Raw genomic sequence first — 20,359 nt, 5'->3', positions numbered from 1 at the left:
GATCACCAGTCCTGGACCAGCAGGGTGAAGGAGACGAGGTACTCGTTGCGCTTGGCGGCGGACCACGACACCTCGCCCGGGATCCGGCAGGTGCGCGTGCCGATGCTCATGTCCGGCAGTTGCACCGGTCCGGTGAACCGGCGCGCCCCCGAGTTCAGCCCGACGAGGTGGAACGCCTTGAACGCCACGAACTGCTCGGGCGTCATGCGGATCGCCATGTTCAGCGGCGTCTCGACGTACAGCGACCGGCGCCGCTGGCGGGAGGGGCCGTCATCGAAGTTCGTGACCTGCGGGGCGGCGTGGAGCGCCTTCGAGCCGGCTTCCTGCACCCGGGAACGCAGCGCCGGCAGGCTCGACGGCCATGAGGGGATCGCCATGGATCAGCCGTTCCGTGACCAGGCGCCGCCGACCGCCTGCCGGAACGGGCCGCGGCCGTTCTGAGCGCGACCCGCGACACCTCGCTCGACGGTCCGGAGGGCCTGATCGTAGGAGCCGTCCGCGCGCCGTTGTGGCGGCCCGTCTGCCTCAAGGGCCATCCCGGGGGGCGTGATGAAGTTGATGGCGGGCATGGCCGAGCCGGGCGCGTTCGACGCCGCGGCGAACCGTGGCACCGGGAACAGCTCCCGGCCGACGATCCCGCCATCGGCGTAGCCGCGGGAGGTTCGCAGCGCCTCGACAACAGAGGGCCCACCCCAGCGCCGCACGTCATCCTGGCTCCAGATGACCTCGCCGCGATGCGCGAAGCCGGCGACGTCGTACCGCCCCCCGGGGCCGGTGAAGCCGCCGTCCGCGAAGCCGAGGGCCTTCCCGATGGACGAGAAGAAGCCGCCCATGCCGGTGCCCGCTTCCGCCGACGAGCCCGACCCGCTGCCGAACATGGCCGAGATGCCCTTGTCGATGAACGAGTTGAGCGCCCGGTCCACGAACCGCTGCATCACGTTGGTGAGGGCGGTCAGGGCCGAGGTCCCCCGCATCACGTCGGACGTGAAGCCGCTGAAAGCCTCCTTCGCGAGGCTCTTGGTCTCGGACAGCCGGTCGTTGAGGCGCATCGCTTCGGCCTCCGCGCTATCCAGACCGAGCCCGGAATTACGGAGCCGCGACGCGATGCGCTGCTCGCCGTCCGTCCGGCCGATCTGCGCCCGCTCGAACAGGAGATCTCGGCCAAGGCGCGAGCGCTCGGCAGCGGCGGTCGATGTCGCATAGGCGTTCGCGACGTCGAGGATGGCTTGACGCTCGTTGCGGGCGGTGTCGGTCAGCTTTGAGCTGTCGGCGGCGAGCAGCGCCTGCGCCGTGTTGAACTGGCGGCCGACCTCAGTGCCGCGCTCGATTGCGTCGTTGAGGAGGTCCTGGATCTTCTGCCGGCGCGCCTCGGCCTCGGTGCTCTGGTCGGTGAGCGTGATCTGCGAGCGCAGCACGTCGGCAGAGCGCTCGGTTGCTCGGATGCCGGACTGGTTGCGGTTGATGGTCCGGTCCGCCCAGTCGATGACCTGTCCGGCGGTCCGGCCTGGGATGATGCTCGGGTTGGCCGCGGCCGCGCGCGAGCCCAGGATCTCCTCAGCCGACGCGCTCCGGTCCGCGCGCAGCAGGTTGACCGCGCCCTGGGCGCCGGCAAACCACGCGAGGTACTGGTTCCGGTTCGAGGTATCGAGACCCGCCCGCTCCAGCGCCCGGCGGTTCTCCTCCGCATAGACCCGGATCAGCGCGATGCTGTCGTCACGATCGGTGCGGCGCGCCAGGATCTCGTCCCGGTCCATCCCAGCCGCGCGCTCGGGGAAAGTGCGCCGGAACAGCCGCTCCCACGTGCTGTCGATGAACTGGCCGAGGCCCGTCGCGCTGGACCGCGGGTTGCGAGCGTTCGCGTCGCCGCGGCTCTCGGCATTGATCATCGCCGAGATGAAGTCCTGGCTGACGGCCGTGCGCTTGGCGGCCTCCTCGGCCTCCTTCCGGATCCGGTCTGTCTCGACGCGCGCCGTCTCGATCAGGGTGTTGCGCTCGTCGATGCTGCGCAGTCGCGTGTCACGCTCCTGGGTCAGGCTCTGCAGCTCGCGGGCGTCGAGGTTGTCGTTTCCTGCCCGGGCCGCGAGCTGCTGAAGCACCTCCTCGCGGGTCGGCAGCTGGTCCAGGCCCTTGTCGCGCAGCTGCGTCCGCAGCAGCTGGTCGCGCTCGGTGATGGCCCGGTCAACCGGGTTCAGCCCGACGTTCCGGTTGGCATCCTGCGCGGCTCGTAGCGCCGTCGCCGCCGAGGTGCTGCCATAGCGCTCGATGTCCTCTCGGGCGGACCGGGCGAGGTTCTGAAGCCGCTCGAACGCCGCCTGCACCTGCCCAAGCTGCTGGGCGTCGAGGCCGAACTTCACCGGATCTGAGATGGCCTTACGCAGCAGCTCCACGCGGTTGCGCAGCGTGTCGACGTCGCGCGTGGTGGGGTCGATCTGCCCCACCAAGCCCATCACCAGGCGGCTGTTCTGCGCCGCCTGCGCCTGGATGCGCTGCTGTTGCTGCTGCGCCTGCGTGGCGCGAAATCTGGCGAGCTGGCTTTCGATGTCCCGCTGCTCGGCATCGAACCGGCTGGAGCTCCCCGGGACGTAGCCGAACACGCCGGCCCGGTCCCGCTGGACGTTCTTCAGCCGCTCCTCGAGCAGCTCGATCTGCCGATCGATGGTCGCGCCACCGAAGGCGTCGGACACGCGCTCGCCGATCCGGTCGAAGACGTTCGCGAACACGCGCCCGAACGCGCTGGTGGCATCGCCCAGGGACGTGGTCAGGTCGGCGGCCCGGGACAGGCTGGCGTTGTAGGCGTCGAAGAGCACGCGCTGCGCGCCGAGGCGGTCACCCTGCTCGGCGAGCGTTCGGATCGTCTCCTCCGTCCGGGCGTTCAGGAAACCGAGCCGCTCGTTGAGCGTCTGGGCGCCCTTGACCGGATCCGCAAAGGCCTGCGCCAGCTCCTTCGTGGCGTCGGCCACATCCTGACCGGTGGTCGCCGCGAAGTCCTTCGCGCTCCGGCCGAGGTCCACGAACATCTCGGCGCCGATCCGCCCCGTCGAGGCGAAGGTGGCGGCCATCGTGCGCGCCTCGCGCACCGAGGTATTGCCGGACGCCGCAATGGCGACGGCCGCGGCGTTGACCTGCTGCGCACTCGCGCCGGACGCGCGTCCGGCACCCGCGAGCAGCTGATCGATCTCGCGCATCCGGCTCTGGAAGCTGAGCAGGGCCGCGCCGCCGGCAACGACCGCGACCGTGGTGACGCCGATCGCGCCGCCGAGAAGGCCGACACGAGCAGCAAGGCCCGATGCTGCCTCGCCGGCTTGCGTCAGCGCTCCCTTCACGCTCGCGCCGCCCGGGCCCGCGAAGCTCTGAGCGATCTGCGGGACTTGCTGGAAGGCCACGGTGGTAAGGCTGGCGCCGCTCCCGAGCGATGAAAGAACATCGCCGCCCTGGAAGATGAGGTTCCGGATCTCGTCCGCTCGCAGACGCCGCGCCCCACCCTCATTCTCGTTGGCGGCCTGCGGCGTCACCCCGAGCGAGCCCAGCCGGCGGGACGCCTGCGCATTCGCCTCGGCCCGGGCGCGGTCGGTCTCGATCTGCGCCAGCGTGGCGCGGCCGGTGGCGCCGAGATCCCGCCAGCTGTCGCCGGCCGATCGGACGCGCGTCGCCGCCGCCTCTGCTGCCCGGGCTTGCTCCTCGAACACCGACGCGGAGGCGCGCGCGGCGCCCGGCTGCGGGGTGCTGACACCGAGCAGGGCATTCACATTGGCCTGCGCGCGGGCTTGGGCCTCGGCCTGCCGGGCTGCCTCCGCGAGACGCTGGTAGCGGGCGGTCTGCCGGTCCGTGGCCGCTCCCGCGGCGTCGGCCGCCGTAGCCACGACCTGGAAGGCCTGCTGGCCCGCGCGGCCGGCATCGTCGAAGGTCCGCCGAACTTCGGCGCCGCCCTCAACGGCGAGGCGGATCGCGACGTTATTCGCCACCATCGCTGTCCTTCTGGTAGGCCTTCACGATCACGGCTTCGATCCGAGGCAGCACGTCGGCGAGGAGCGGCGATGCTCCGCCCATCGCCTCGGCCATCAGCAAGATGGCCCCGAAATCGAGCGCGTAGGGCCCGCCGAAGCCGGCCCGGATCTGCCCCCCGCAGCGCTGGATCACCGACCAGGCCACGACGCCCTCATCGGTCTCCGGCGCGTGAAGCGTGTAGGGGCACTCGTCGCACGCTACGCCGCAGGCGCCGCAGTAATCGGTGCCCCCTCCGAAGTGCCATTGGGCGAGCTCGACGATGCGTTTTTTTCCGCATCCCTCCGGAGGGCCGGGCCAACATAGCGGGTATCGAACTCGTCGAAGGCCGGCCAGTGCTCCATGAGCCGGTCGACGTGCTCGGGCGTGACCGGGATCGGCACGCCATCGGCATCGCCGACGCCCTCCCACTCGACGATCGCCCGGCGGGCCAGCTCACCCACCAGGGCGATGTTGGTGCGCAGGTCGACATCCTCCCGATCGTCGCCGCGCACGACCTTGCCGACCGCCTCCCGGGCGGCGAGCATCATCGCGACGGAGGCAGGGCGCACCCGCACTCGGACGCCGGGGAGGAGATCGAGCCAGGAGGGCTCGGCGGACGACGCGAGACGCAGCATCTTCAGTAGCTCGGCACGTTGTTGATGAGGGTGGCGGTGACCGTGCGGCCCACGGTCGGATCCTTGGCGGCCTGCCAGTTGAAGGTGGCCTGGACACCATTCGGACCGGTCACGGGCGTCTTGGCCTTCGGCAGGAAGACGGAGTGGACCTTGAAGACGAGGGAGCGCGAGGCGTCGGTCACCCAGCCGAACGTGAACTCGACGGGCGTGCCGGCGGTGGCCTGATCCAGCAGCGTGGTGTTGGCGAAGCGCACCGCGAGGCTGCCGGTCATCATCACCATGCCCGGGTCGGCGTCCTCGATCCGGCCGTCTCCGCGGATGACCTCCACCTTCTCCAGCTGGTTCGAGTAGGTGAAGTCGGCCGAGACGACGGAGCCGAGTGCGACACCGCCGCGGGTCACCGCTCCCTGGAACGGGCTGAACCGCTCGATGGTCGCTTCGGCAAGGGTGCCCGCGGCCGAGGCGTTCAGCTTGTTCTCGCCCTGCGCGATCAGCCCGAGCGTCGCCGTCAGAAGGCCGGAGCGCTGCATCTGGACGCGCATGGTGTTGCCGCGGACGCCGTAGTTCTGGCCGTAGCTCGGCACCTCCGGTAGGCCCACCTCGACCGTCATGGACGGGAGGTTGACCGCCCCCGAGGTGAACACGTGGGTGGTGGTGCCGGTGTCGGTGGTGGAGGTCGGCTGCCCCATGAAGAGCTTCAGCCAGTTGCCGAAGTTCTTGAGGTCGATCGGCACCACCACGTCGCCGTCGTTGTTGATGACGTCCTTCGACGGCGGGAGCGGCTCGCGGCCATAGCCGAGCAGGTCGCTCGACAGCAGGCCCTGCTCCTCGCCGAGGTTGGACGAGACGAAGGGGAGCTTCCGGAAGCCGCTGACCGGTGGGGTGCCGTAGGTCGTCTCGAAGGCAGCCGCCATGATGGCGTTCGCGCCCCTGGCTCGGGCCATAGTGCTCTCCTCTCGCGGTGATCAGTTCAGGGGATCGGTGGTGCCGTAGACGGCGGTGATGCCGATCAGGGCGGAGCGGGAGACCTCGGCGCCTTCCGCGGTCAGAGGCTCGGTGGTCGCCGCCGAGACCATGAGGTAGTCGCACAGGCCGCCGAGGGTCCGGTCTGCCGCGACCGCCGCACCGATCGCCTGCAGCATGGTGTCGAGGCGGGCCTCGGCGGAGACGGTGCGGGTCTTGTTCGCCGCGACGTCGACCGGGATCTGGTGCTCGTAGATGTAGATGGGCGGGTTCAGCGTGACCTCGGGCTCGCCCGGGTCGCCATCGTCCACGTTGACGAAGCCACCGGTGGAGATGGTCTGCGGCTTGACCTCGTTGCGGAAGTGGTCCGCCTTCGGCAGGGCTGCCTTCAGCAGGTCGGCCACGGCCTGGATGACCCGCTCGCGCGTGCTGGGCATGGGCTACTGCACGATGCGGGTGCCGCAGGCGCGCCAGTAGATCTTCGCGGTGATGGCCGCGTTCTGGATCGGGCTGACGCGGAACTGCATGGAGACCGAGTTGATGTCGGAGGCGAGCGTGTACGGCTCGGTCGCCATCAGGCCGCGATAGACCCGCGACCCATCCATCGGCTTGCCGCCCGCGCCGACGCTGCCCGCGTAGACCAGCCAGAAGTTCGGGGCGTTCGTCCGCCCGCCCTCCATCCCGACGCGGATGCCCTCGATGTTGGCGAGGCCCGCGTCCCACATCACCTCGCAGACCACCTGCAGGCGGGTGCCGACCGGGTAGGTCGCCAGCGAGATGGTCTGCGTCGCGCCCGCATAGGTGTTGGCGACGGTCGGGGTGCCCGACATGGTGAGGGCCTGCCACACCTTCGGCGCGCCCGTGTCGGGATCGGCAACGGTCTCCTTGCTGTAGGCCAGCGTGTAGCCGGTCAGGTTGTTGTAGAGGGCGGACCACCCTGTCGCGACTTGCCCGGTGGCGCTCCCGCCGAGGGAGCCGCCGGTGCCGTCCACCATCGGGTTGGCGGTGATGATGCCGAGCGGGTTGTCCGTAGCATCGTAGAGGTCAGAGTTGGCTGCCGGCAGGTAGGCGGCGGGCGTGTGCAGGGCGTTGGCGATCGCCACGAACTGCTGACCCAGCAGGGCCGCGGACATCGCCGTAAGGTGGGTGCCGTCCGAGGTGAGGTCCGAGCTGCGCCAGTCGCCCACCGTCGAGGCGGGGTCGGCGAGATCTCGCATCCCATCGACGATGTAGACGCCGGGCCGGTTGCGCTGGTCGCGCAGCCACTGCACCGCGCGCAGCATGCGCTTGAGGTTGGTGGTCGACAGCCGGGCGCTCGTGGCCGAGCTGTGGCCGCGCGGGGTGTCGGTGATGAAGATCACCAGCAGGCCGGCGGCGCGCGCCTTGGTGATGGCCGCCTCGTAGGCGTTGATCACGTCGGTGTAGGCGGCGCCCCCGGTCCAGTCGTTGGTGCCAGCCCACAGCACCATGCACGAGCCGCCGGCCGCGAGCGTGCGCTGAATGGCGACGTCGAGGCGTGTCGAGGCCGAGGTCACGAACATGTTGACCGCGGTGTCACCCGTGACGCCGAAGTTGAGCGAGAGCGGGAGTTGGATCCGCCCATAGGTCAGGAATTCAACCCAGAACTGGTAGCCGTTCGATCTCTTCGAGACCGGTGTGTTGGCTTCGGTCTGCGTCGCCGACCAGGGCTGCGAGGATCCGGAGATGACCGCGCCGCCGTTTTGCGTGCGGCTGTCTCCCATCTGCCCGCAGATCCGCGATGCAGGCGTGGGGATGAGAGCCGAGGCGGCGACGCCGCTGCCAGACGGGCCGGCGGCATGGGCGAGACCTGCTGCCTGCCCGAGGGCGAGGAGCGCGACGAGGAGCCAGGATGCGATCCGACGCATGGGCGGGCCTCAGTAGCTGATGACGGCGACGGTGCCGCCCGCCGCGGAGCAGGCGACGAAGATCGCACCCGTGGTGCGGCCCGACGCGTCGAAGGTGAAGGAGCCACCGGCCGGCAGCGGGTAGCCGGTGCCGTAGGCGGTGGCGGCCGGCATCAGCTCACAGCCGATCGCGGAGGTGTTGGTGACAGTGCGCCGGTTCGTCGTGTCTGCCCCGGAGACCTGCACGGCGGTGGTGCCGATGCTGCCCGTCCGCGCGATCGAGAAGCTGCTCGTGGGCGCCGGGCCGTTGACGATCGAGGCGAGCGACGTGTTGCCGGTGGCCTGCGCCGCCGCGGTCGCCGCGCCAGCCGGGAGCGGGAGGGCCGCCGCACTGATCGGCAGAGGCACGCCGCCCGGGACGCCCTGGACCGCCTCCGCCTGGGTGCCGGCCGTCCCCGGAGCCGTCACGGAGCCGCCGCCGCCACCCCCGCCGCCACCGAAGGAGGATACGACGTTGCCCTGGGCATCGTAGACCACCACCGGCTGCGTTCCGGTTCCGAACGGCACGCCGGGGGCGACAGACGGCGGCGCCTCGGCCAGAGCCGGCAGCGCGCAGCACAGGATGGCCGCCAGGGCGGCAGCGAAACGGATCATCGATCAGCCTCTCGGGTGATGGGGCGCGGCGGCGCTCAGGCCGTCCAGTTCGCCGCGATGGCGCCGGGCACGCGGTCGGCCCACTCCTTCGCGACGGCGTCGATGTCGAGGCGCTTGCGGAGCTTCACCTGGCGCACCAGCACGAAGATCACGACGAAGCTCCGGCCCTTCGCCGGGCCTGCCTCGCGGATCGCCCGGAACGACTTCCGCCGCTGGGAGCGCGCCGCCTGCCGCCGGTAGAAGGCATCGGCGACGAGCACGCCACCGGTGGCGGTCGGGATGAAGCGCAGCTTCGCGCCCGTCTCGCGCTCCCACGCGGCCGGGGTGAGGCCGTTGCCGCCGGAGCCCTTTGCGCGACGGCCGGAGACGACACGCACGCCCGCGTCTGGTGTCGGAATGGCGAGGTACTTCCGGCCCTGCGCCGTGATGGTGACGCCCTGGTCGAAGGCGTTGATGAGCTTGGGCGCGTTGCTGCTGACGTAGGCCGCCGCGTCCACGCTCTCGCCCGAGGTCGGGAAGGTTCGGCCGCGCCACGTATTGGCGAGCCGCTGGCCGAGGCCGGCCCTGCGCACGTCGTCGCGCAGATCCTCCTTCAGGCCGTCCGTGACCTGCCGCATGCCGGCCGTGACGGAGCGCGCGATCTGCACCTCGGTGCCGGCGAGTGCCTTGCGGACGTCGCTCGCGGTCGCGGTGAACCTCACGGCTCGTCCTCGTCGTCCGGCGCCAGCGGCGACACCTCGCAGGTGCGCACGAGCTGGCGGATGTCGATCCGGGCGAGGCCGGTCACCTCGACCGTCTGCGCCACGTTGCCGTCCTCATCGAGGAGGTCGACCTGATCCCGCTTCGCCGGCTCCGGCACCTCCGACAGGCGGACGGAGATCAGCATGGCGTTCAGGTCGAAGCGGTTGTCGCCGAGGCCCACGATGGCCTCCGGCGACACGCGCATGATGCGCACGGGCAGCCCGGTGGAGGCGCCGCCCGCACGCCAGATCGCGTCCTGACCCACGTTCGGATCCTCGAACATGGCGTCCAAGCCGAGGTCGAAGGCGCTCACTTCGAGGCGCGGAGCGCGGCGAGGATGTCGGCCTTGGTCTTGGCGGCGGAGATGTCGACGCCGCGCTTGGCCGCCAGCGCCTTCAGCTCCGCCTCCGACTTGGCATCGAGGCCGTCGTCGGCCGGCTTGCTGCCGCCCTGGCTGTCGGCCCCGCTGGGCTGGCCGTCCTTGCCGTCGCTCGCGTCGCTGCCCTCCGCCACCACGTGAGTGCCGGCCTGGAGCGCGGCCTGCGCCTCGTCCCAGCCCATGGTGACGACCTCGCCGTCCTTCTTACCCTTCTCGCGCAGCCGCATGGCCGCCTCCCTCGTGTCGATGGCCCGTCGTGCGGGCGTCAGGGGGATCAGGTCGGCCGCGAGGTCGACCCGGTGTGGATCAGCCGCGTCAGTTCGAAGTGGTGCCGCGCACGAGGAGCGCGGGGCGCTTCACGAGCGGGAGCGGGTTGCTCTCCGTGTGGATGTCCACGCCCTTGCCGAACTTCTTCGGCTCGAGCGGCGCCACGAACACCTCCGCGTCGCCGATGGCCGGCGCCTGGTTCACCGCCGACCAGAAGTCGGGCGGGGCCCAGTAGTTGGTGAAGGTGTCCGTGGTGCCGAGCGGGAAGAACCGCACGTCGCCGGCTGGCACGAACCGCTCCGGCACGCTGGTGGTCTTGTCCTCCTGCACGTAGGAGGCCGAGCCGCGGTACTCCTCGAAGGTGATGCCGCCGAAGGTGAAGCCCTTGCGCACGTCCTCGCGCAGGATCTGCGGTCCCGACTGGTAGTACTTGTAGGCCTCCTTCACGCTCGCGTGCGAGGTGAACTTGCGGAACCACTCGGGCGAGGCGAGCGCATGCACGCCCGTCATCGTCTCGCCAAGGAGGTTGTCTTCCATGTAGCCGGTCACGTCCTGGCACTTGCCGAGCACGTCGGTGGATGCGGTGCCGAGGGCGAAGTCCACCACCTTCTCGGTCACGCCGAAGGCGGCGAACAGGTCGAGGATGACCGAGCCGTCGTAGTCGCGGATCACGCCCTTGAGCGCGTCCATCCGCAGCTTCTCCAGCGTGATAGCGTGCTTGTCCCGCATCACCATCAGCTTGCGGTTCAGGAAGCCCAGCACGGTCTCCAGGCCGGCGACGCCGTTCGGGGTGAGCGCCAGCATGTTCTGGACGTCGGTCGCCAGCACGCTGTCCTCGTGCGGGATGTGCGGCACGGGGAACGCCAGCGGCTTCTGCCGGCCACGGGTGCCGAGGGTCGCCGGCGCGCCACGCGGGCGGGTCGGCAGCAGGTTGAGCACACCGTTCTCGATGAACACCGTCACCGTGGTGGTGGCGATCGGCTCGGCTCGGAACAGCCCGAGCGCGTTGATGCGGCCGTAAGTGTTCGGCACCAGCGTGATGTTGCCAGTCAGGGCCGAAGCCGAGAAGGCATCCTGGTTGAAGATGTCGAGGATCTCGGGCATCGCGGTTCAGGCCCCCTGGCGGACGATGATGCCCGCCGCGCCGAGTTGGCCGTTGGCCGCTGCGCGCTTGGTGGCATCGTTGATGGTGGAGCCGTAGATGAGCCCAGCATGGCTCACGACGGCGTGGCGAGAGACGACGACCGCCTTCGCGTCGGCGCTGGTCGCATCGACCGGGAAGAGCAGCACCGCGGCGGCGGTCTGCGAGCCGTCGCTGCCCGAGGCGGCGGCCGGCACGAACTTGCCGGAGGCCGTGACCTTGGCGAGCACGGTGCCGGAGGCGAGCTTGCCCGAGCCGGAGGCGATGACGACGGTGTCTCGACTCCGGTAGGAGCCGTCCTCCGCCTTCAGCCAGTCCGAGGCGACGGGAGCGGTTTCGAGGAGGGGCATGGATCAGGCATCCTTCTTGATGCGGCCGGCGCGGCGGAGCTCGCGCTCCATGCTGCTGGCGGAGGCGGTGACGCCGGCGTTCCCCTCGAGGGCCGGCGGGTGCGAGCGGATCGAGGTCTTCTCCTCGGCGGCCACGAGCTTGTCGAAGAGCGCCGAGCGGATGTCCGCGACGGTCTTGCCCTCGGCCAGCATGGTGGCGGCGAAGTCCTCGGGGATGCCCGGGTCCTTCCGGCGCGCCAGCATCACGAGGTTCTTGGCCTCGCCGGCCTCGGTGACGCGCTTCTTCGCATCCTCGACGCCCACGCCCTCGGCGAGGAGGGTGGCGGCCATCGCCGGCACGCCGCCGTCCACGCACAGCTTGGCGATCTCGGCCGCGTTGGCGCGACTGATGGAGGTGGCCGAGTTCAGGGCCTCCTGGGCCTCGGTCGCCGAGATCTGGCGGTCCAGGTCGGACACCTCCTGGGCGGCGGCGTCGAAGTCGCGCTGCTCGTCGTCGGTCATGGACCGGCCGCGGGCGGCCGCGGCGAGTTCGTTCATGCGGTCGGAGGCCTTCGCGCGATCGCGTCGAAGGCCCGCGAGGTCGCGAGGCATTCGTTTCTCCTGGGTGCGATGCGCCGAAGCGCTCTGATCCCGGCGGCGCCGGAATGGGGTGGAGCGGCTATCGCCGCGCGGCCCGGGCGGCCCGTTCGTTGGCCGCGGTCCGGGACAGGTCCCTGAGGGTGGCGTCGTAGGTCTGGACGCGATCGGCCATGCCGGCCGCGACCGCGTCGCTGCCCACCTTCATGCCGCCGGCTCCGAAGTCGGTGCGCACCCGGGCGGGCGTGGTCTTCCGGCCGCGGGCCACGTCGGCGATGAACTGCGTCTCGATGGCGTCGAGCAGCGTCCGGATCTGGCCCGCGCCGTCCTCGCTCTGCGGGTCCGGGCGCTTGTTCGGCGCGTTCGAGGACACGATCTCGATGGACAGGCTGCCGGTAGTGTCGGGCTCCACCTGCTTCGAGATCGCCGCCACGACGCCGATCGAGCCGAGCATGCCCGTCTTCTCGGTGACGACCTCACCCGCCGAGGAAGCGAGCCAGTAGGCCGCCGACGCCGCCGAACCGCTCACGTGCGCCACGACGCGCTTGCGGCCGCGCATGGCGTAGAGCTGATCGGCCAGCGCGTTGATGCCGGTGGGCGAGCCGCCGGGGCTGTCCACCAGCAGCATGATGGCGCCGACATCCGCGCTGTCGCGGGCGAGGACGAGGTCCCGGGCCAGCATCGTCGCCGAGGTGCCGGTGCCGGACATCTCCGTCATCAGGTTGGCCCTCGGGAAGATGGGGCCGATGACGGGGATGATCGCCACACCCTCACGGGTGAGCATGGCGTAGCGCGCGCCGTCCAGGCGCTGCGCGGCCGGGCCCGCCGTCGCCTGCAGGTCCAGCCGGAACCAGTCCTCGCCCTCGGCGGCCCGGCGATCGGCGCGGCCGGAACGGTCCAGGGTCGCGAGCGAGGCCATGAAGTGCAGGTAGTCGGGACGGATCGCCCACGGCTCGGCCGTCAGGGCGTGGAGCGCACTGGTCATCACTGCCCTTCCGGTGAGGGGGGATTGGGTTCGGAGGACGCATCGTCGCCGGCCGACTTCGCCGCGCGGCGCCCGTCGCTGGTGTAGGCAAGGCCGGCTGCGTCGGCCCGCTCGTTGTCCGCCTTGTTCTCGGCGTCAATCGCCTCGCTGTCGTAGCCGGCCTCGGCGACCTTCTGGGTGCGACTGGCGAACCCGGCCTGCACCTCCATGGACTTGCCCTGGACGTCCTGCACCGGGTGGATGTACGGCCAGGATTGCGGGATCCAGCGGGCCGAGTAGGCCGCCGCGCGCGACATGCCCTCGGGGAGGGTCAGCGCGCCGGAGAGGATCGCCAGATCTATCCAGCGGATCCACACCGGCCGGCAGAACTGAAACACCACTTGGTGATGCTGCCAGCCCTCAACGGCGCGGCGGAAGTCGTTCAGGGCGGCGCGCAGGGTGCGGTCATTGAGCTGGCTGTAGTCGCCGCTCAGGATCTCGTAGAGCAACCCGCAGGCCGCCGCGATCTGGCGCTTGGCCTCGCGCACGAACATCTCGAAGTTCGGCCCGACATCCTTCGGGTCCGAGAACGTGACATCCTCGCCGTCCGCCAGGACCTGCAGGGTTCCCGGCTCGAATTCCAGCGTCGCCACGCCTTCGTCGTCGGCCGGATCGGCACCGAGCGGCCCGGAGCCGAGAGGAGCGTCCGCGCCTTCCTCCATCGTGCGCTTGATGAAGCCGACGAGACGGGCGGCGTTCTTCTTCCGCACCAGCTCGGCGTCGAGGTAGCCGTCGAGGTCGTAGAGCGTGCGCAGCGCTCGGGCCAGCCACGGCTCACCGCGGTCCTGACCGGGGCGCATCGCCCGGTAGAGGTGGGCGACGTCGCTCGCCGGCACCTCGGCAAGCTCCAGCCCGGCCGGGGTCATGATCCCGTCGCCCGGGTGCTCGCGGTAGAGGAAGTAGCTCTGGCGCCGCCCGATCGCGTTGTAGCGGATGCCCTGGCGGATGTTGTTGCTGGGCTCGGTCTTGAGGTGCGGGCAGTGGTCGCCTTCGAGAACCTGCAGCTGGAGCGGAACCGGCAGCCCGTCCGTGAGGAGCCGGGTGCGAAGCCGGGTGAAGCTGTCACCGCCCTCGACCATGCCGCGCACGGCGATGGCCTGGAGGCCGTAGAAGTCGTGTGCGCCGATGCTGTCGGCGACGTCCGTCCACTCCAGCCACAGCGCCTGCACCCGGGCCCGGAAGGCGGCGTCCTCGGCCTTGATCCGCGCGGCCTGCTCCTCGTCCAGGCCGTCCGTCGACCGAGCCGCCGTGGAGCGCGGGACGATGCCGGTGCCGATGATGTTGCTCACCAGCCGGTCGACCGCGGCGCCGGCGTAGGGGTTGCGCCGGGATTGGTCGCGGCTCTTCCGGCGCAGCTCGTCCAGCGCGTAGGTGATGGCGCTGTTCGGGCCGTAGTTGCCGACGCGCCAGGACCGCGAGCGACGACCGCGCCCGCCAGCGACGTCGTAGGCCGGCGCTTCCAGCGCGCCGCCCGCCTCGCCATCGAGGTCCATGGCGAGCGGCTCGACGTACTGGCTGGTGCCCTTGACCCGGAACCGGACCGGTTGCGCCACGCTCACCACCCGCTCCGGCCCGTCATCACGACCTGCCGGGTGCGCCGCTGAACAACGGCGCCGGGCAGCGTGGCGGCGAGGTCGTTGATCCGCCGCACGAGGTCCGCCCGCGCCTGCTTCATCTCGGCGTAGCTCCGGTAGGTGATGCGCCCGGCGTTGTCGGCCTGCTCGACGGTGAGCACGCCGCTCGCCATGGCCTGATCGAGCTTGGCGAGTTGGGCCCGGAGCTTCGCGAGCTGCTGTTCCGGCGTGTCCGCCATTCCTACCTCCCGGGCCGGTTGTTGACCCGGCTGCGCCGCACGGCGCGTCTGTGCTGGTCCCGGGCGGCGAGGGTCCGGGCGGCGACCTCCGGGGCCACCGTGGGCACCTCGCTCGCGCTCGGGCGGACGGGAGCGATGCCCAGCGCCGCCTCAAGCTCGCGCCAGTGCGGTTCGCGCCACCGGTCCCATCCGCGCATCGCCGCGAGGCCGCGGGCATAGTTCGCGCAGTCGAGGACCTCGTTGCGCCGCCCGCCGATCGGCACCCACTCCCGCCGCGTGCGTCCGCGGGTGACGTGGGTGACCAGCTCCTCGGCGGTGAGCTGCTTCACCTGATCCTCGGTGACGTCCCGCGGCAGGTGCACGAACCCCGCAGGGAAGGCCTGCCCCGCCGCCGGGCGCTGCAGGGCGAGGCAGCCCATCAGCTCCTGCTTGGCGAACGAGGCGCCGACCCGCAGCGTCTTCAGCCCGCGCCGGAGCTTCTTCCCGGCGGCCGTGCTGTCCTTCGCCCCGACGCCGAGGAATGCCCCCGCGTAGCTGTCCTGCCCGTCGATGGCGTGGACCGGGCGCCCGGCCTGCCGGCGCACGAAGGCGTAGACCTCGGCGGTGAAGCCGGAGCTGTCGATGCCCCAATCCCGCACCGTCATCTCAGCGCCGCTCTCGTGCTGCCACGTCTCCTCGAACATGGCTTCAAGGTCGGCCCAGACCTCCGGCCGGTTCGTGGGGCCGGGCAGCACGCGGTGCTCCACCAGCCAGCGCTCCCGGTTGCGGCCGAAGCCCCAGATCCCGACCTCCAGCCGGTCCTTCTGGACGTCGACCCCGGCGAAGAGGATCAGCGCGCCGCGGCTGACCGCGCCGGACAGGAAGTCGTCGCGACGCGCGTAGACATCCTGCCAGTCGGGCGCGTCCGCGCCTTCCTTCCACGTGCGGGCGAGCTGGGTGTTGAAGAAGGTCCGCAACGCCTCCGGCCCCCGGCGCAGCGCCCGCGCGAACTTCGCCACCGTCTCCCGGATCGTCTGCTTCGGGGCGTAGAGCTTCGACGCCTGGAACCCGGTATGATCGTTCGGCACCGCGCGCGTCCCGCAATGCCGGCAGAGCGCCCGGCGGACGCCGTGCCGCTCCGCCTCCCACACCTCCGGCACCTGGCGTTCGCCGCAGCAGGTGAAGACCCGGGTCTGCCGCCACTCGATTTTGCGCAGGGCGGCGAGACGCTGCGCCTCCGTCCAAGGGTGCTCGCACTCCACGCATTCGTAGCGGGCGGTCTCGGGCCGGATCCGGCCATCCTCGTCCTTGTCGAAGCGCACCTGCTCCCATTCGAGCGGGTGCCAGCCCTCGCAGTGCGGGCAAGCGACGAAGGGCTTGCGCTGATCGCTCTCCTCGTAGCTCGCCTCGATCGCCGAGCGCCCCGCGACGGTGGGTGAGCAGGCCCGCACCGACAGGCTGTTCGTCTTGAACTCGGCCTGCCGCTCCTCGGCGAGGTCGATGGGAGGGCCCTCGCCACCAGCCGAGAGCGGATATTTGTCGATCTCGTCGCAGCACAGCAGCCGGATGGGCCGCATGGCGAGGTTGGTGGGGCTGTTGGCGCCCACCAGGGTGATGTGCCCGCCGGGGAACTGCTTGTGGGTGAGCGTGTCGCTCGCGTCCCGGGACTTCGCCTCCCCGAACAGCTCCCGCAGGACCTTGGTGTCCCGGATCATCGGGGCGAGCCGGTCCTTGGAGAAGGTCTCCGCCGCATCGTCCTTCGGCTGCACCACCAGGATGGGACAGGGGTCGACGTGGGCGAAGCGGCCGAGGATGTTCTCGATGACCGTGGTCTTGAGACTATTCAGCCGTTTGAAATCAATGGCTTAGAAGAATTTCGCACGTCATGCGTAAAGGTGGGTGGCGGCAGGAGGCGTCCGGACATGACGTCCACGACGTCGTGCTGCCGGTCGCCGCCGCGGATCTCGTGCGCGTAGACCTGTAGCGTCATGTCGAAGGTGCTGTGTCCGAGCGTGGCAGCGACGCGCGGCAGGGACATACCCATGTCCACGAAGCAGCTTGCCGCGAAGTGCCGGAGAGCGTGGAAGTGGTGGGCGTCCTGTCCCTTCTCCCACAGGCCCGCGCGGGTCAGCAGCGGCTTCCAGTAGCCGGCATGGAACTCGCTCGGCGCGACGGAGCGCCCGCTCGGCAGGATCAGCACGAGGTCGCGCTCATTGGCGACTTTGAACCGTTCCCGCCATTCCAGCAGCAGCGCTGCGACATGTGCCGGCATCGGCACGTCGCGAACACCGGCACGGGTCTTCGGCCCCTTCAGCTCATCCCACCGCGACAGGCTGTGCCGGATCAGCAGCAGGCGCTTCTCGAAGTCGATGCACCCCCATGTCAAACCCCGGATCTCGCTGAAGCGCAGGCCGCAGAACGCCGCGAGATGGACGAAGCATTTCGTCAGCAAATGCCCGTGGTGCTTGCCGCGGTGGTGCCTCGTCTCTACGGCCGATAGCAGGGCTTCGATCTCTGTCACGGTGAAGGTTCGCACCTTGCCGCGGGGGATGCCTCGCAGCTCGCTGTTGGCAGCCACGACCACGCGCTGCTTTGTCAGGTCGCGCTTGAAGGCGTAGTCCTCAATAATTCGCAGGATATCCGCATACTTCTTCAGCGTTCGGGGGCCGAGACCAGCCTTGCGGCAGTCGGCATAGAATCGTTCGACAGATTGCCAAGTCAGATCCTTGATCTTGATGGTGCCGAGCCTCGGCTTGATGTGGCGATCTACTGCCGTTTTAATGTCGTGCTGTCGAGCCTTGCCGATTCGTCCATCCGAGACGCGGTCCTCTGTGTGGCGAACGAACATTTCGCAGACCTGAGCGACGGTATGCGCCTCACTTTCCGGGATGTGGGTGCGGTCGGCCAGTTCTGCTTCCACCTTCCGGCGGAAGGTGTCCGCATCCTTCTTCAGCCGGAAGGTTTTCGACCTGTGTTTGCCTCCCTCCTTGTAGCGGACTTCATAACCCGAGCGCTTCTCGCCACTCGGCGAAGTCCACTCGCGCTTGCCCACGCTCGCCATGTCAGCGGCCTCCCGTTGCTGAGGTTGAGCCGTCGCGGCGGACGGCAGTGTAGGTGAAGAGGTCGTCTGCCGCGGGCGTGCTCATCTCGGGCACGGTGGGCAGCCCGAGCGCGAACCACAGGCTTCCGGCTGCCCGGGCACCGAAGGTCTGCCGCGCCTCGGTGACGAGGCCACGCCGGACGGATACGCTCTCCGCGCGTGCTGGCTCCGCGGGGGGAGGGGTCATCATGACCCCACCTTCGCTCCGCCGCCGGTAGAAGTGGGCGAACAGGACAGAGAAGCACTCGCGCTGATAGGCGAGCACCGCCTCACGGCATTCCGGCCGCACGCGGCTGGCATCGAGCCCGAACAGCCACCCGCTGAGCAGGTCGAGGCGCAGCACGACGGTATCCTGCGCGCCGCCAACTGACGGCATGGGCTCCATCGCCAGCCCCTCGGACAGAATGGGGTCTCTGCTGAGGCGGCTGCGCTGCGAACGCCAGTCGATGCCAAGTCGGTCGGCAATGGGCTTGATGGCGACGTGGATGCCGTCTTCACGCTCGACGGCGAACAAGGTGTCCCCGTGGAAGGGGACGGTGATGAGCTTGGACATGGGTCCTCCTGAGACGATGGAGACCCGGCCACGGTCGACGCTCGAAGAGGTCGGCCCGCGGCCGGGCCAGGAGGTCAGGCCGCGCGGAGGCGGCCGGTCTGGACGAGGAAGGCCTCGGCCGCGTCGATGCGGTCCAAAGCGCGGGCTTCGAGCGCAGCGGCGGCCCTGGCATGGCGCGCGGCCAACCGGAGGTCAGCCGTCGCCTGCCGAATCAGCCAGCGGGCGCAGAGCGTGCGGATGAGCCTCATGCGAGCGGCCCTCCCCATTGCTCGTCCGCTTCGGCACTCGTGAGCGGCACGCCCGCGGCCGAGAGGATCACGGGCGCCCGCCGCTGCGCGGCGATGCCCTCCTCACGCCACCGGCCGAAGTCATGCCAACCGCTGCCGGGATTGATGGCCGGGATGAAGCGGCGATCACCGAAGCTCGCTTCCGCGACGGCGCGCAGCTCGTAGTGCAGCCACGCGACGTAGGTCGCCATCATGCCGCCGGTGATCGGCACCGCCGCGGCCGTGGGCCGGCCCGTGAGCGCCACGCCGCCGCCGATGAGCGGGAGCGCGGCGAGACCGCGGAGGAAGCCGCGGCGGGAGGTGCGCTCAGTCATGTGCCATCTCCCGGTCGTCGTCGCTGCCGAACGCCCAGTTGCGCTGGTCGAGACCATCGAACAGCACCCTGCGCCCGTGAGTGCCGATGTCGATGCGAACGGGCTGGGGAAGCATGGCGCCCAGGCAGGGCTCGTCGTCTCCGCCGTCCTCGACCTCGAGGTCGCTATCGCCGTCGATGGCGTCCAGCACGGCGAGGTCAGCCTCTATGCGGTCGGCAAGCGCGCGGCGCACCGCGGCGAGCGACGTCGGCTTCCGCTCGACGAAGCTCACCTGCTGCCCCAGGCTGGCAAAGTGGCGCTCCAGGGCGCAGCGCAGGGCCGTGATAGGGTCGGGTCGGGGCGCCAGCTCATCGTTCCGCATCGCCCGCATGGCGCGGGTCACGGGGCCGCTGGCGGGCACGACGAAGGGTCCGGGCTGGCCGGGCTTGGAATGTCGATGGAAACCCATAGGGGTGGTGCTCTCTGGGGAACCGGCTTGTCACGGCCGGGGCGCTCGCTCTTGTCACGGAGGTTGCGCCAAGATGCCAGCGAACGGCACTGGCACCGGGAGGGTGACAACACGCCCAGAGAACGTGCACCGCAGCCTTTACCCCGAAGGGCTGTTGTATCGCCGATCAAGCTTGCGCTTGACGGTGCTGCGGTACTCCCGGCATAGTGAGCCGGTCGCGCTCACCGGGAGGTGAGCACGTCATTACGGGGCCGAACACCCGGCAAGGTGGAAGGCTTCCGCTCTGGACTGAGACGCCAGCCCCGGCAAGGGCCCGTCTCGGGAGTTGTCACGCTCCACCTTCACAATGACACGAACACCCCGAGCCCGGCAAGGCTGCGGGGGTTTCGTGCTGCGTGGCTCCCCGCCGCTGCAATTCGGGTTTTTTTCGGTAGCTACCGATTTTCCTTGCTTGGCGGATTTCCAGTAGCTACTCTAAACCTATGCTGATGGTCTGGGACGAACGGAAGCGCGAGAAGAACCGGCAACCTCCGCCGGCGGGGCACGGCCTCGACTTCGCGGATGCGCGGGACCGGTTCGAATGGGACACGGCCATGATCGCCCAGAGCTATGACAGCAAGCACGGCAGCGCCCGGTACATGGCGACGGGCTATCTCGATAAGAAGCTCGTTACGCTGACGTTTTCGCTCCTCGGCACGGAGGCGATTTCGGCCATCAGCCTGCGCACCGCCAGCAACCGCGAGAGGAAAGCCTATGCCGTCCACCGATAATCGTAGACGCGTGCCCCTCCTGAGCGATGCGGAGGAGGCCGAGCTGCAAGCCCGCATGGCCGCAGACCCTGACGCTCGCGAGATGACCGATGAGGAGATTGCGGGGATGCGCCCCGCCAGCGAGGTTCTGCCTCCTGCGCTGTTCGCGGCGCTGACCAAGCGCGGGCGGCCGAAGTCGCCGAACAAGCGGGTGCAGGTCACAATGCGGGTCGATCCCGACGTACTGGCGGCCTACCAAGCCACCGGCCCGGGATGGCACGGCCGCATGCACGATGTACTAGCGCGTGGCGCCAAGCAGATGGCGACGGCCGACGCCAATAGTATGAGCGGCGATGAGACCTTGACGCCCTCTCGAAAGGGGCCACGCTCTGGTAGCACGCGCGACATCCTCAAAGACGAGGAGGCGAGGACAAATAAGCGTAGAGCATGAATGCCTCTAGTGTCCCAACAACTAAGGCATCGGCATGGTGCTTGAAGCTGGAACTGACTTTCACACATCATATGCCGAACTGGTGC

At 69.9% G+C, this 20,359-nt stretch carries 25 protein-coding genes; 2 read left to right on the top strand and 23 right to left on the bottom strand.

Translation table 11 applies throughout. From position 1 onward, the window contains the following. Nucleotides 1-2 precede the first annotated feature (2 nt). The 23 genes from ACE101_RS22795 to ACE101_RS22685 form a co-directional block, all read right to left on the bottom strand. Nucleotides 3-377 carry a hypothetical protein gene (locus ACE101_RS22795; RefSeq protein WP_379134472.1) on the bottom strand — a complete coding sequence of 125 codons (375 nt, stop codon included), beginning with the start codon at nt 375-377 and terminating at the stop codon, nt 3-5. 3 nt (nt 378-380) lie between these two features. Next, nucleotides 381-3,965, bottom strand: a complete 3,585-nt coding sequence (locus ACE101_RS22790) for a phage tail length tape measure family protein (protein WP_379134469.1) — start codon at nt 3,963-3,965, stop codon at nt 381-383. Further along, a complete protein-coding gene (locus tag ACE101_RS22785; RefSeq protein ID WP_379134466.1) occupies nt 3,952-4,149 on the bottom strand; it encodes a DUF7697 family protein in 198 nt (65 codons plus the stop codon). The genes ACE101_RS22790 and ACE101_RS22785 overlap by 14 nt, the downstream gene beginning before the upstream one ends. A 53-nt stretch (nt 4,150-4,202) precedes the next feature. Then, a complete protein-coding gene (locus tag ACE101_RS22780) occupies nt 4,203-4,619 on the bottom strand; it encodes a hypothetical protein (protein ID WP_379134463.1) in 417 nt (138 codons plus the stop codon). A gap of 2 nt (nt 4,620-4,621) precedes the next feature. Next, nucleotides 4,622-5,563: a phage tail tube protein gene (locus ACE101_RS22775; protein ID WP_379134460.1), complete on the bottom strand. Its 942-nt coding sequence runs from the start codon at nt 5,561-5,563 to the stop codon at nt 4,622-4,624. 21 nt (nt 5,564-5,584) lie between these two features. After that, a complete protein-coding gene (locus tag ACE101_RS22770; RefSeq protein ID WP_379134458.1) occupies nt 5,585-6,019 on the bottom strand; it encodes a hypothetical protein in 435 nt (144 codons plus the stop codon). A gap of 3 nt (nt 6,020-6,022) precedes the next feature. Beyond that, the gene (locus ACE101_RS22765) at nt 6,023-7,468 is read right to left on the bottom strand and encodes an SGNH/GDSL hydrolase family protein (RefSeq protein ID WP_379134455.1); all 1,446 of its coding nucleotides are present in this window, start codon (nt 7,466-7,468) and stop codon (nt 6,023-6,025) included. A gap of 9 nt (nt 7,469-7,477) precedes the next feature. Beyond that, nucleotides 7,478-8,101 carry a hypothetical protein gene (locus ACE101_RS22760; protein ID WP_379134452.1) on the bottom strand — a complete coding sequence of 208 codons (624 nt, stop codon included), beginning with the start codon at nt 8,099-8,101 and terminating at the stop codon, nt 7,478-7,480. 35 nt (nt 8,102-8,136) lie between these two features. Continuing rightward, entirely contained in the window at nt 8,137-8,802 is a 666-nt protein-coding gene (locus tag ACE101_RS22755; protein WP_379134450.1) for a DUF6441 family protein, read from the bottom strand. Beyond that, on the bottom strand, nt 8,799-9,155 hold the full coding sequence (locus tag ACE101_RS22750; RefSeq protein ID WP_379134448.1) for a head-tail joining protein: 357 nt from the start codon (nt 9,153-9,155) through the stop codon (nt 8,799-8,801). Before ACE101_RS22750 ends, ACE101_RS22755 begins: the two co-directional genes overlap by 4 nt. Next, nucleotides 9,152-9,448: a hypothetical protein gene (locus ACE101_RS22745; protein ID WP_379134445.1), complete on the bottom strand. Its 297-nt coding sequence runs from the start codon at nt 9,446-9,448 to the stop codon at nt 9,152-9,154. The genes ACE101_RS22750 and ACE101_RS22745 overlap by 4 nt, the downstream gene beginning before the upstream one ends. An 88-nt stretch (nt 9,449-9,536) precedes the next feature. Then, nucleotides 9,537-10,592 carry a major capsid protein gene (locus ACE101_RS22740; protein WP_379134442.1) on the bottom strand — a complete coding sequence of 352 codons (1,056 nt, stop codon included), beginning with the start codon at nt 10,590-10,592 and terminating at the stop codon, nt 9,537-9,539. Between the two features lie 6 nt (nt 10,593-10,598). Beyond that, nucleotides 10,599-10,979: a head decoration protein gene (locus ACE101_RS22735; protein ID WP_379134439.1), complete on the bottom strand. Its 381-nt coding sequence runs from the start codon at nt 10,977-10,979 to the stop codon at nt 10,599-10,601. A 3-nt stretch (nt 10,980-10,982) separates the two neighbouring features. Then, nucleotides 10,983-11,570 carry a hypothetical protein gene (locus tag ACE101_RS22730; RefSeq protein ID WP_379134437.1) on the bottom strand — a complete coding sequence of 196 codons (588 nt, stop codon included), beginning with the start codon at nt 11,568-11,570 and terminating at the stop codon, nt 10,983-10,985. 67 nt (nt 11,571-11,637) lie between these two features. Then, the gene (locus ACE101_RS22725; RefSeq protein WP_379134435.1) at nt 11,638-12,540 is read right to left on the bottom strand and encodes a S49 family peptidase; all 903 of its coding nucleotides are present in this window, start codon (nt 12,538-12,540) and stop codon (nt 11,638-11,640) included. Further along, nucleotides 12,540-14,072, bottom strand: coding sequence for a phage portal protein (locus tag ACE101_RS22720; RefSeq protein ID WP_379138859.1), 1,533 nt, complete (start codon nt 14,070-14,072; stop codon nt 12,540-12,542). The genes ACE101_RS22725 and ACE101_RS22720 overlap by 1 nt, the downstream gene beginning before the upstream one ends. A gap of 62 nt (nt 14,073-14,134) precedes the next feature. Further along, a complete protein-coding gene (locus ACE101_RS22715; protein ID WP_379134432.1) occupies nt 14,135-14,392 on the bottom strand; it encodes a phage head-tail joining protein in 258 nt (85 codons plus the stop codon). Nucleotides 14,393-14,394: 2 nt separating this feature from the next. Further along, a complete protein-coding gene (locus tag ACE101_RS22710) occupies nt 14,395-16,194 on the bottom strand; it encodes a phage terminase large subunit family protein (RefSeq protein WP_379138856.1) in 1,800 nt (599 codons plus the stop codon). Nucleotides 16,195-16,214: 20 nt separating this feature from the next. Next, nucleotides 16,215-17,432, bottom strand: a complete 1,218-nt coding sequence (locus ACE101_RS22705) for a tyrosine-type recombinase/integrase (RefSeq protein ID WP_379134429.1) — start codon at nt 17,430-17,432, stop codon at nt 16,215-16,217. 1 nt (nt 17,433) lies between these two features. Continuing rightward, nucleotides 17,434-18,024, bottom strand: a complete 591-nt coding sequence (locus ACE101_RS22700; RefSeq protein WP_379134427.1) for a phage antirepressor N-terminal domain-containing protein — start codon at nt 18,022-18,024, stop codon at nt 17,434-17,436. A 74-nt stretch (nt 18,025-18,098) separates the two neighbouring features. Then, the gene (locus ACE101_RS22695; RefSeq protein ID WP_379134424.1) at nt 18,099-18,272 is read right to left on the bottom strand and encodes a hypothetical protein; all 174 of its coding nucleotides are present in this window, start codon (nt 18,270-18,272) and stop codon (nt 18,099-18,101) included. Next, nucleotides 18,269-18,625: a hypothetical protein gene (locus tag ACE101_RS22690; protein ID WP_379134422.1), complete on the bottom strand. Its 357-nt coding sequence runs from the start codon at nt 18,623-18,625 to the stop codon at nt 18,269-18,271. Before ACE101_RS22690 ends, ACE101_RS22695 begins: the two co-directional genes overlap by 4 nt. After that, nucleotides 18,618-19,007, bottom strand: coding sequence for a hypothetical protein (locus ACE101_RS22685; protein WP_379134419.1), 390 nt, complete (start codon nt 19,005-19,007; stop codon nt 18,618-18,620). Before ACE101_RS22685 ends, ACE101_RS22690 begins: the two co-directional genes overlap by 8 nt. Nucleotides 19,008-19,555: 548 nt before the next feature. On the opposite strand from ACE101_RS22685, the gene ACE101_RS22680 reads away from it, so the two are divergent. Together ACE101_RS22680 and ACE101_RS22675 are read left to right on the top strand one after the other, a co-directional pair. Then, complete coding sequence (locus tag ACE101_RS22680) at nt 19,556-19,843, top strand: BrnT family toxin (protein WP_379134417.1); 288 nt, start codon at nt 19,556-19,558, stop codon at nt 19,841-19,843. Continuing rightward, the gene (locus tag ACE101_RS22675; RefSeq protein WP_379134415.1) at nt 19,827-20,273 is read left to right on the top strand and encodes a BrnA antitoxin family protein; all 447 of its coding nucleotides are present in this window, start codon (nt 19,827-19,829) and stop codon (nt 20,271-20,273) included. The genes ACE101_RS22680 and ACE101_RS22675 overlap by 17 nt, the downstream gene beginning before the upstream one ends. Nucleotides 20,274-20,359 lie beyond the last annotated feature (86 nt).

This window comes from Methylobacterium carpenticola (genome assembly GCF_042748905.1).
In the GTDB taxonomy this organism is placed as follows: domain Bacteria; phylum Pseudomonadota; class Alphaproteobacteria; order Rhizobiales; family Beijerinckiaceae; genus Methylobacterium; species Methylobacterium carpenticola.
Note: the sequence above shows the minus strand (reverse complement) of the source record. Positions and strands in the feature narration are given on the sequence as shown.

Coding starts and splice junctions, on each gene's coding strand:
- ACE101_RS22795 (WP_379134472.1), bottom strand. CDS start 377: ATGGCGATCCCCTCATGGCCGTCGAGCCTGCCGGCGCTGCGTTCCCGG.
- ACE101_RS22790 (WP_379134469.1), bottom strand. CDS start 3,965: ATGGTGGCGAATAACGTCGCGATCCGCCTCGCCGTTGAGGGCGGCGCC.
- ACE101_RS22780 (WP_379134463.1), bottom strand. CDS start 4,619: ATGCTGCGTCTCGCGTCGTCCGCCGAGCCCTCCTGGCTCGATCTCCTC.
- ACE101_RS22775 (WP_379134460.1), bottom strand. CDS start 5,563: ATGGCCCGAGCCAGGGGCGCGAACGCCATCATGGCGGCTGCCTTCGAG.
- ACE101_RS22770 (WP_379134458.1), bottom strand. CDS start 6,019: ATGCCCAGCACGCGCGAGCGGGTCATCCAGGCCGTGGCCGACCTGCTG.
- ACE101_RS22765 (WP_379134455.1), bottom strand. CDS start 7,468: ATGCGTCGGATCGCATCCTGGCTCCTCGTCGCGCTCCTCGCCCTCGGG.
- ACE101_RS22760 (WP_379134452.1), bottom strand. CDS start 8,101: ATGATCCGTTTCGCTGCCGCCCTGGCGGCCATCCTGTGCTGCGCGCTG.
- ACE101_RS22745 (WP_379134445.1), bottom strand. CDS start 9,448: ATGCGGCTGCGCGAGAAGGGTAAGAAGGACGGCGAGGTCGTCACCATG.
- ACE101_RS22740 (WP_379134442.1), bottom strand. CDS start 10,592: ATGCCCGAGATCCTCGACATCTTCAACCAGGATGCCTTCTCGGCTTCG.
- ACE101_RS22735 (WP_379134439.1), bottom strand. CDS start 10,979: ATGCCCCTCCTCGAAACCGCTCCCGTCGCCTCGGACTGGCTGAAGGCG.
- ACE101_RS22730 (WP_379134437.1), bottom strand. CDS start 11,570: ATGCCTCGCGACCTCGCGGGCCTTCGACGCGATCGCGCGAAGGCCTCC.
- ACE101_RS22725 (WP_379134435.1), bottom strand. CDS start 12,540: ATGACCAGTGCGCTCCACGCCCTGACGGCCGAGCCGTGGGCGATCCGT.
- ACE101_RS22720 (WP_379138859.1), bottom strand. CDS start 14,072: ATGGACCTCGATGGCGAGGCGGGCGGCGCGCTGGAAGCGCCGGCCTAC.
- ACE101_RS22715 (WP_379134432.1), bottom strand. CDS start 14,392: ATGGCGGACACGCCGGAACAGCAGCTCGCGAAGCTCCGGGCCCAACTC.
- ACE101_RS22705 (WP_379134429.1), bottom strand. CDS start 17,432: ATGGCGAGCGTGGGCAAGCGCGAGTGGACTTCGCCGAGTGGCGAGAAG.
- ACE101_RS22700 (WP_379134427.1), bottom strand. CDS start 18,024: ATGTCCAAGCTCATCACCGTCCCCTTCCACGGGGACACCTTGTTCGCC.
- ACE101_RS22695 (WP_379134424.1), bottom strand. CDS start 18,272: ATGAGGCTCATCCGCACGCTCTGCGCCCGCTGGCTGATTCGGCAGGCG.
- ACE101_RS22690 (WP_379134422.1), bottom strand. CDS start 18,625: ATGACTGAGCGCACCTCCCGCCGCGGCTTCCTCCGCGGTCTCGCCGCG.
- ACE101_RS22680 (WP_379134417.1), top strand. CDS start 19,556: ATGCTGATGGTCTGGGACGAACGGAAGCGCGAGAAGAACCGGCAACCT.
- ACE101_RS22675 (WP_379134415.1), top strand. CDS start 19,827: ATGCCGTCCACCGATAATCGTAGACGCGTGCCCCTCCTGAGCGATGCG.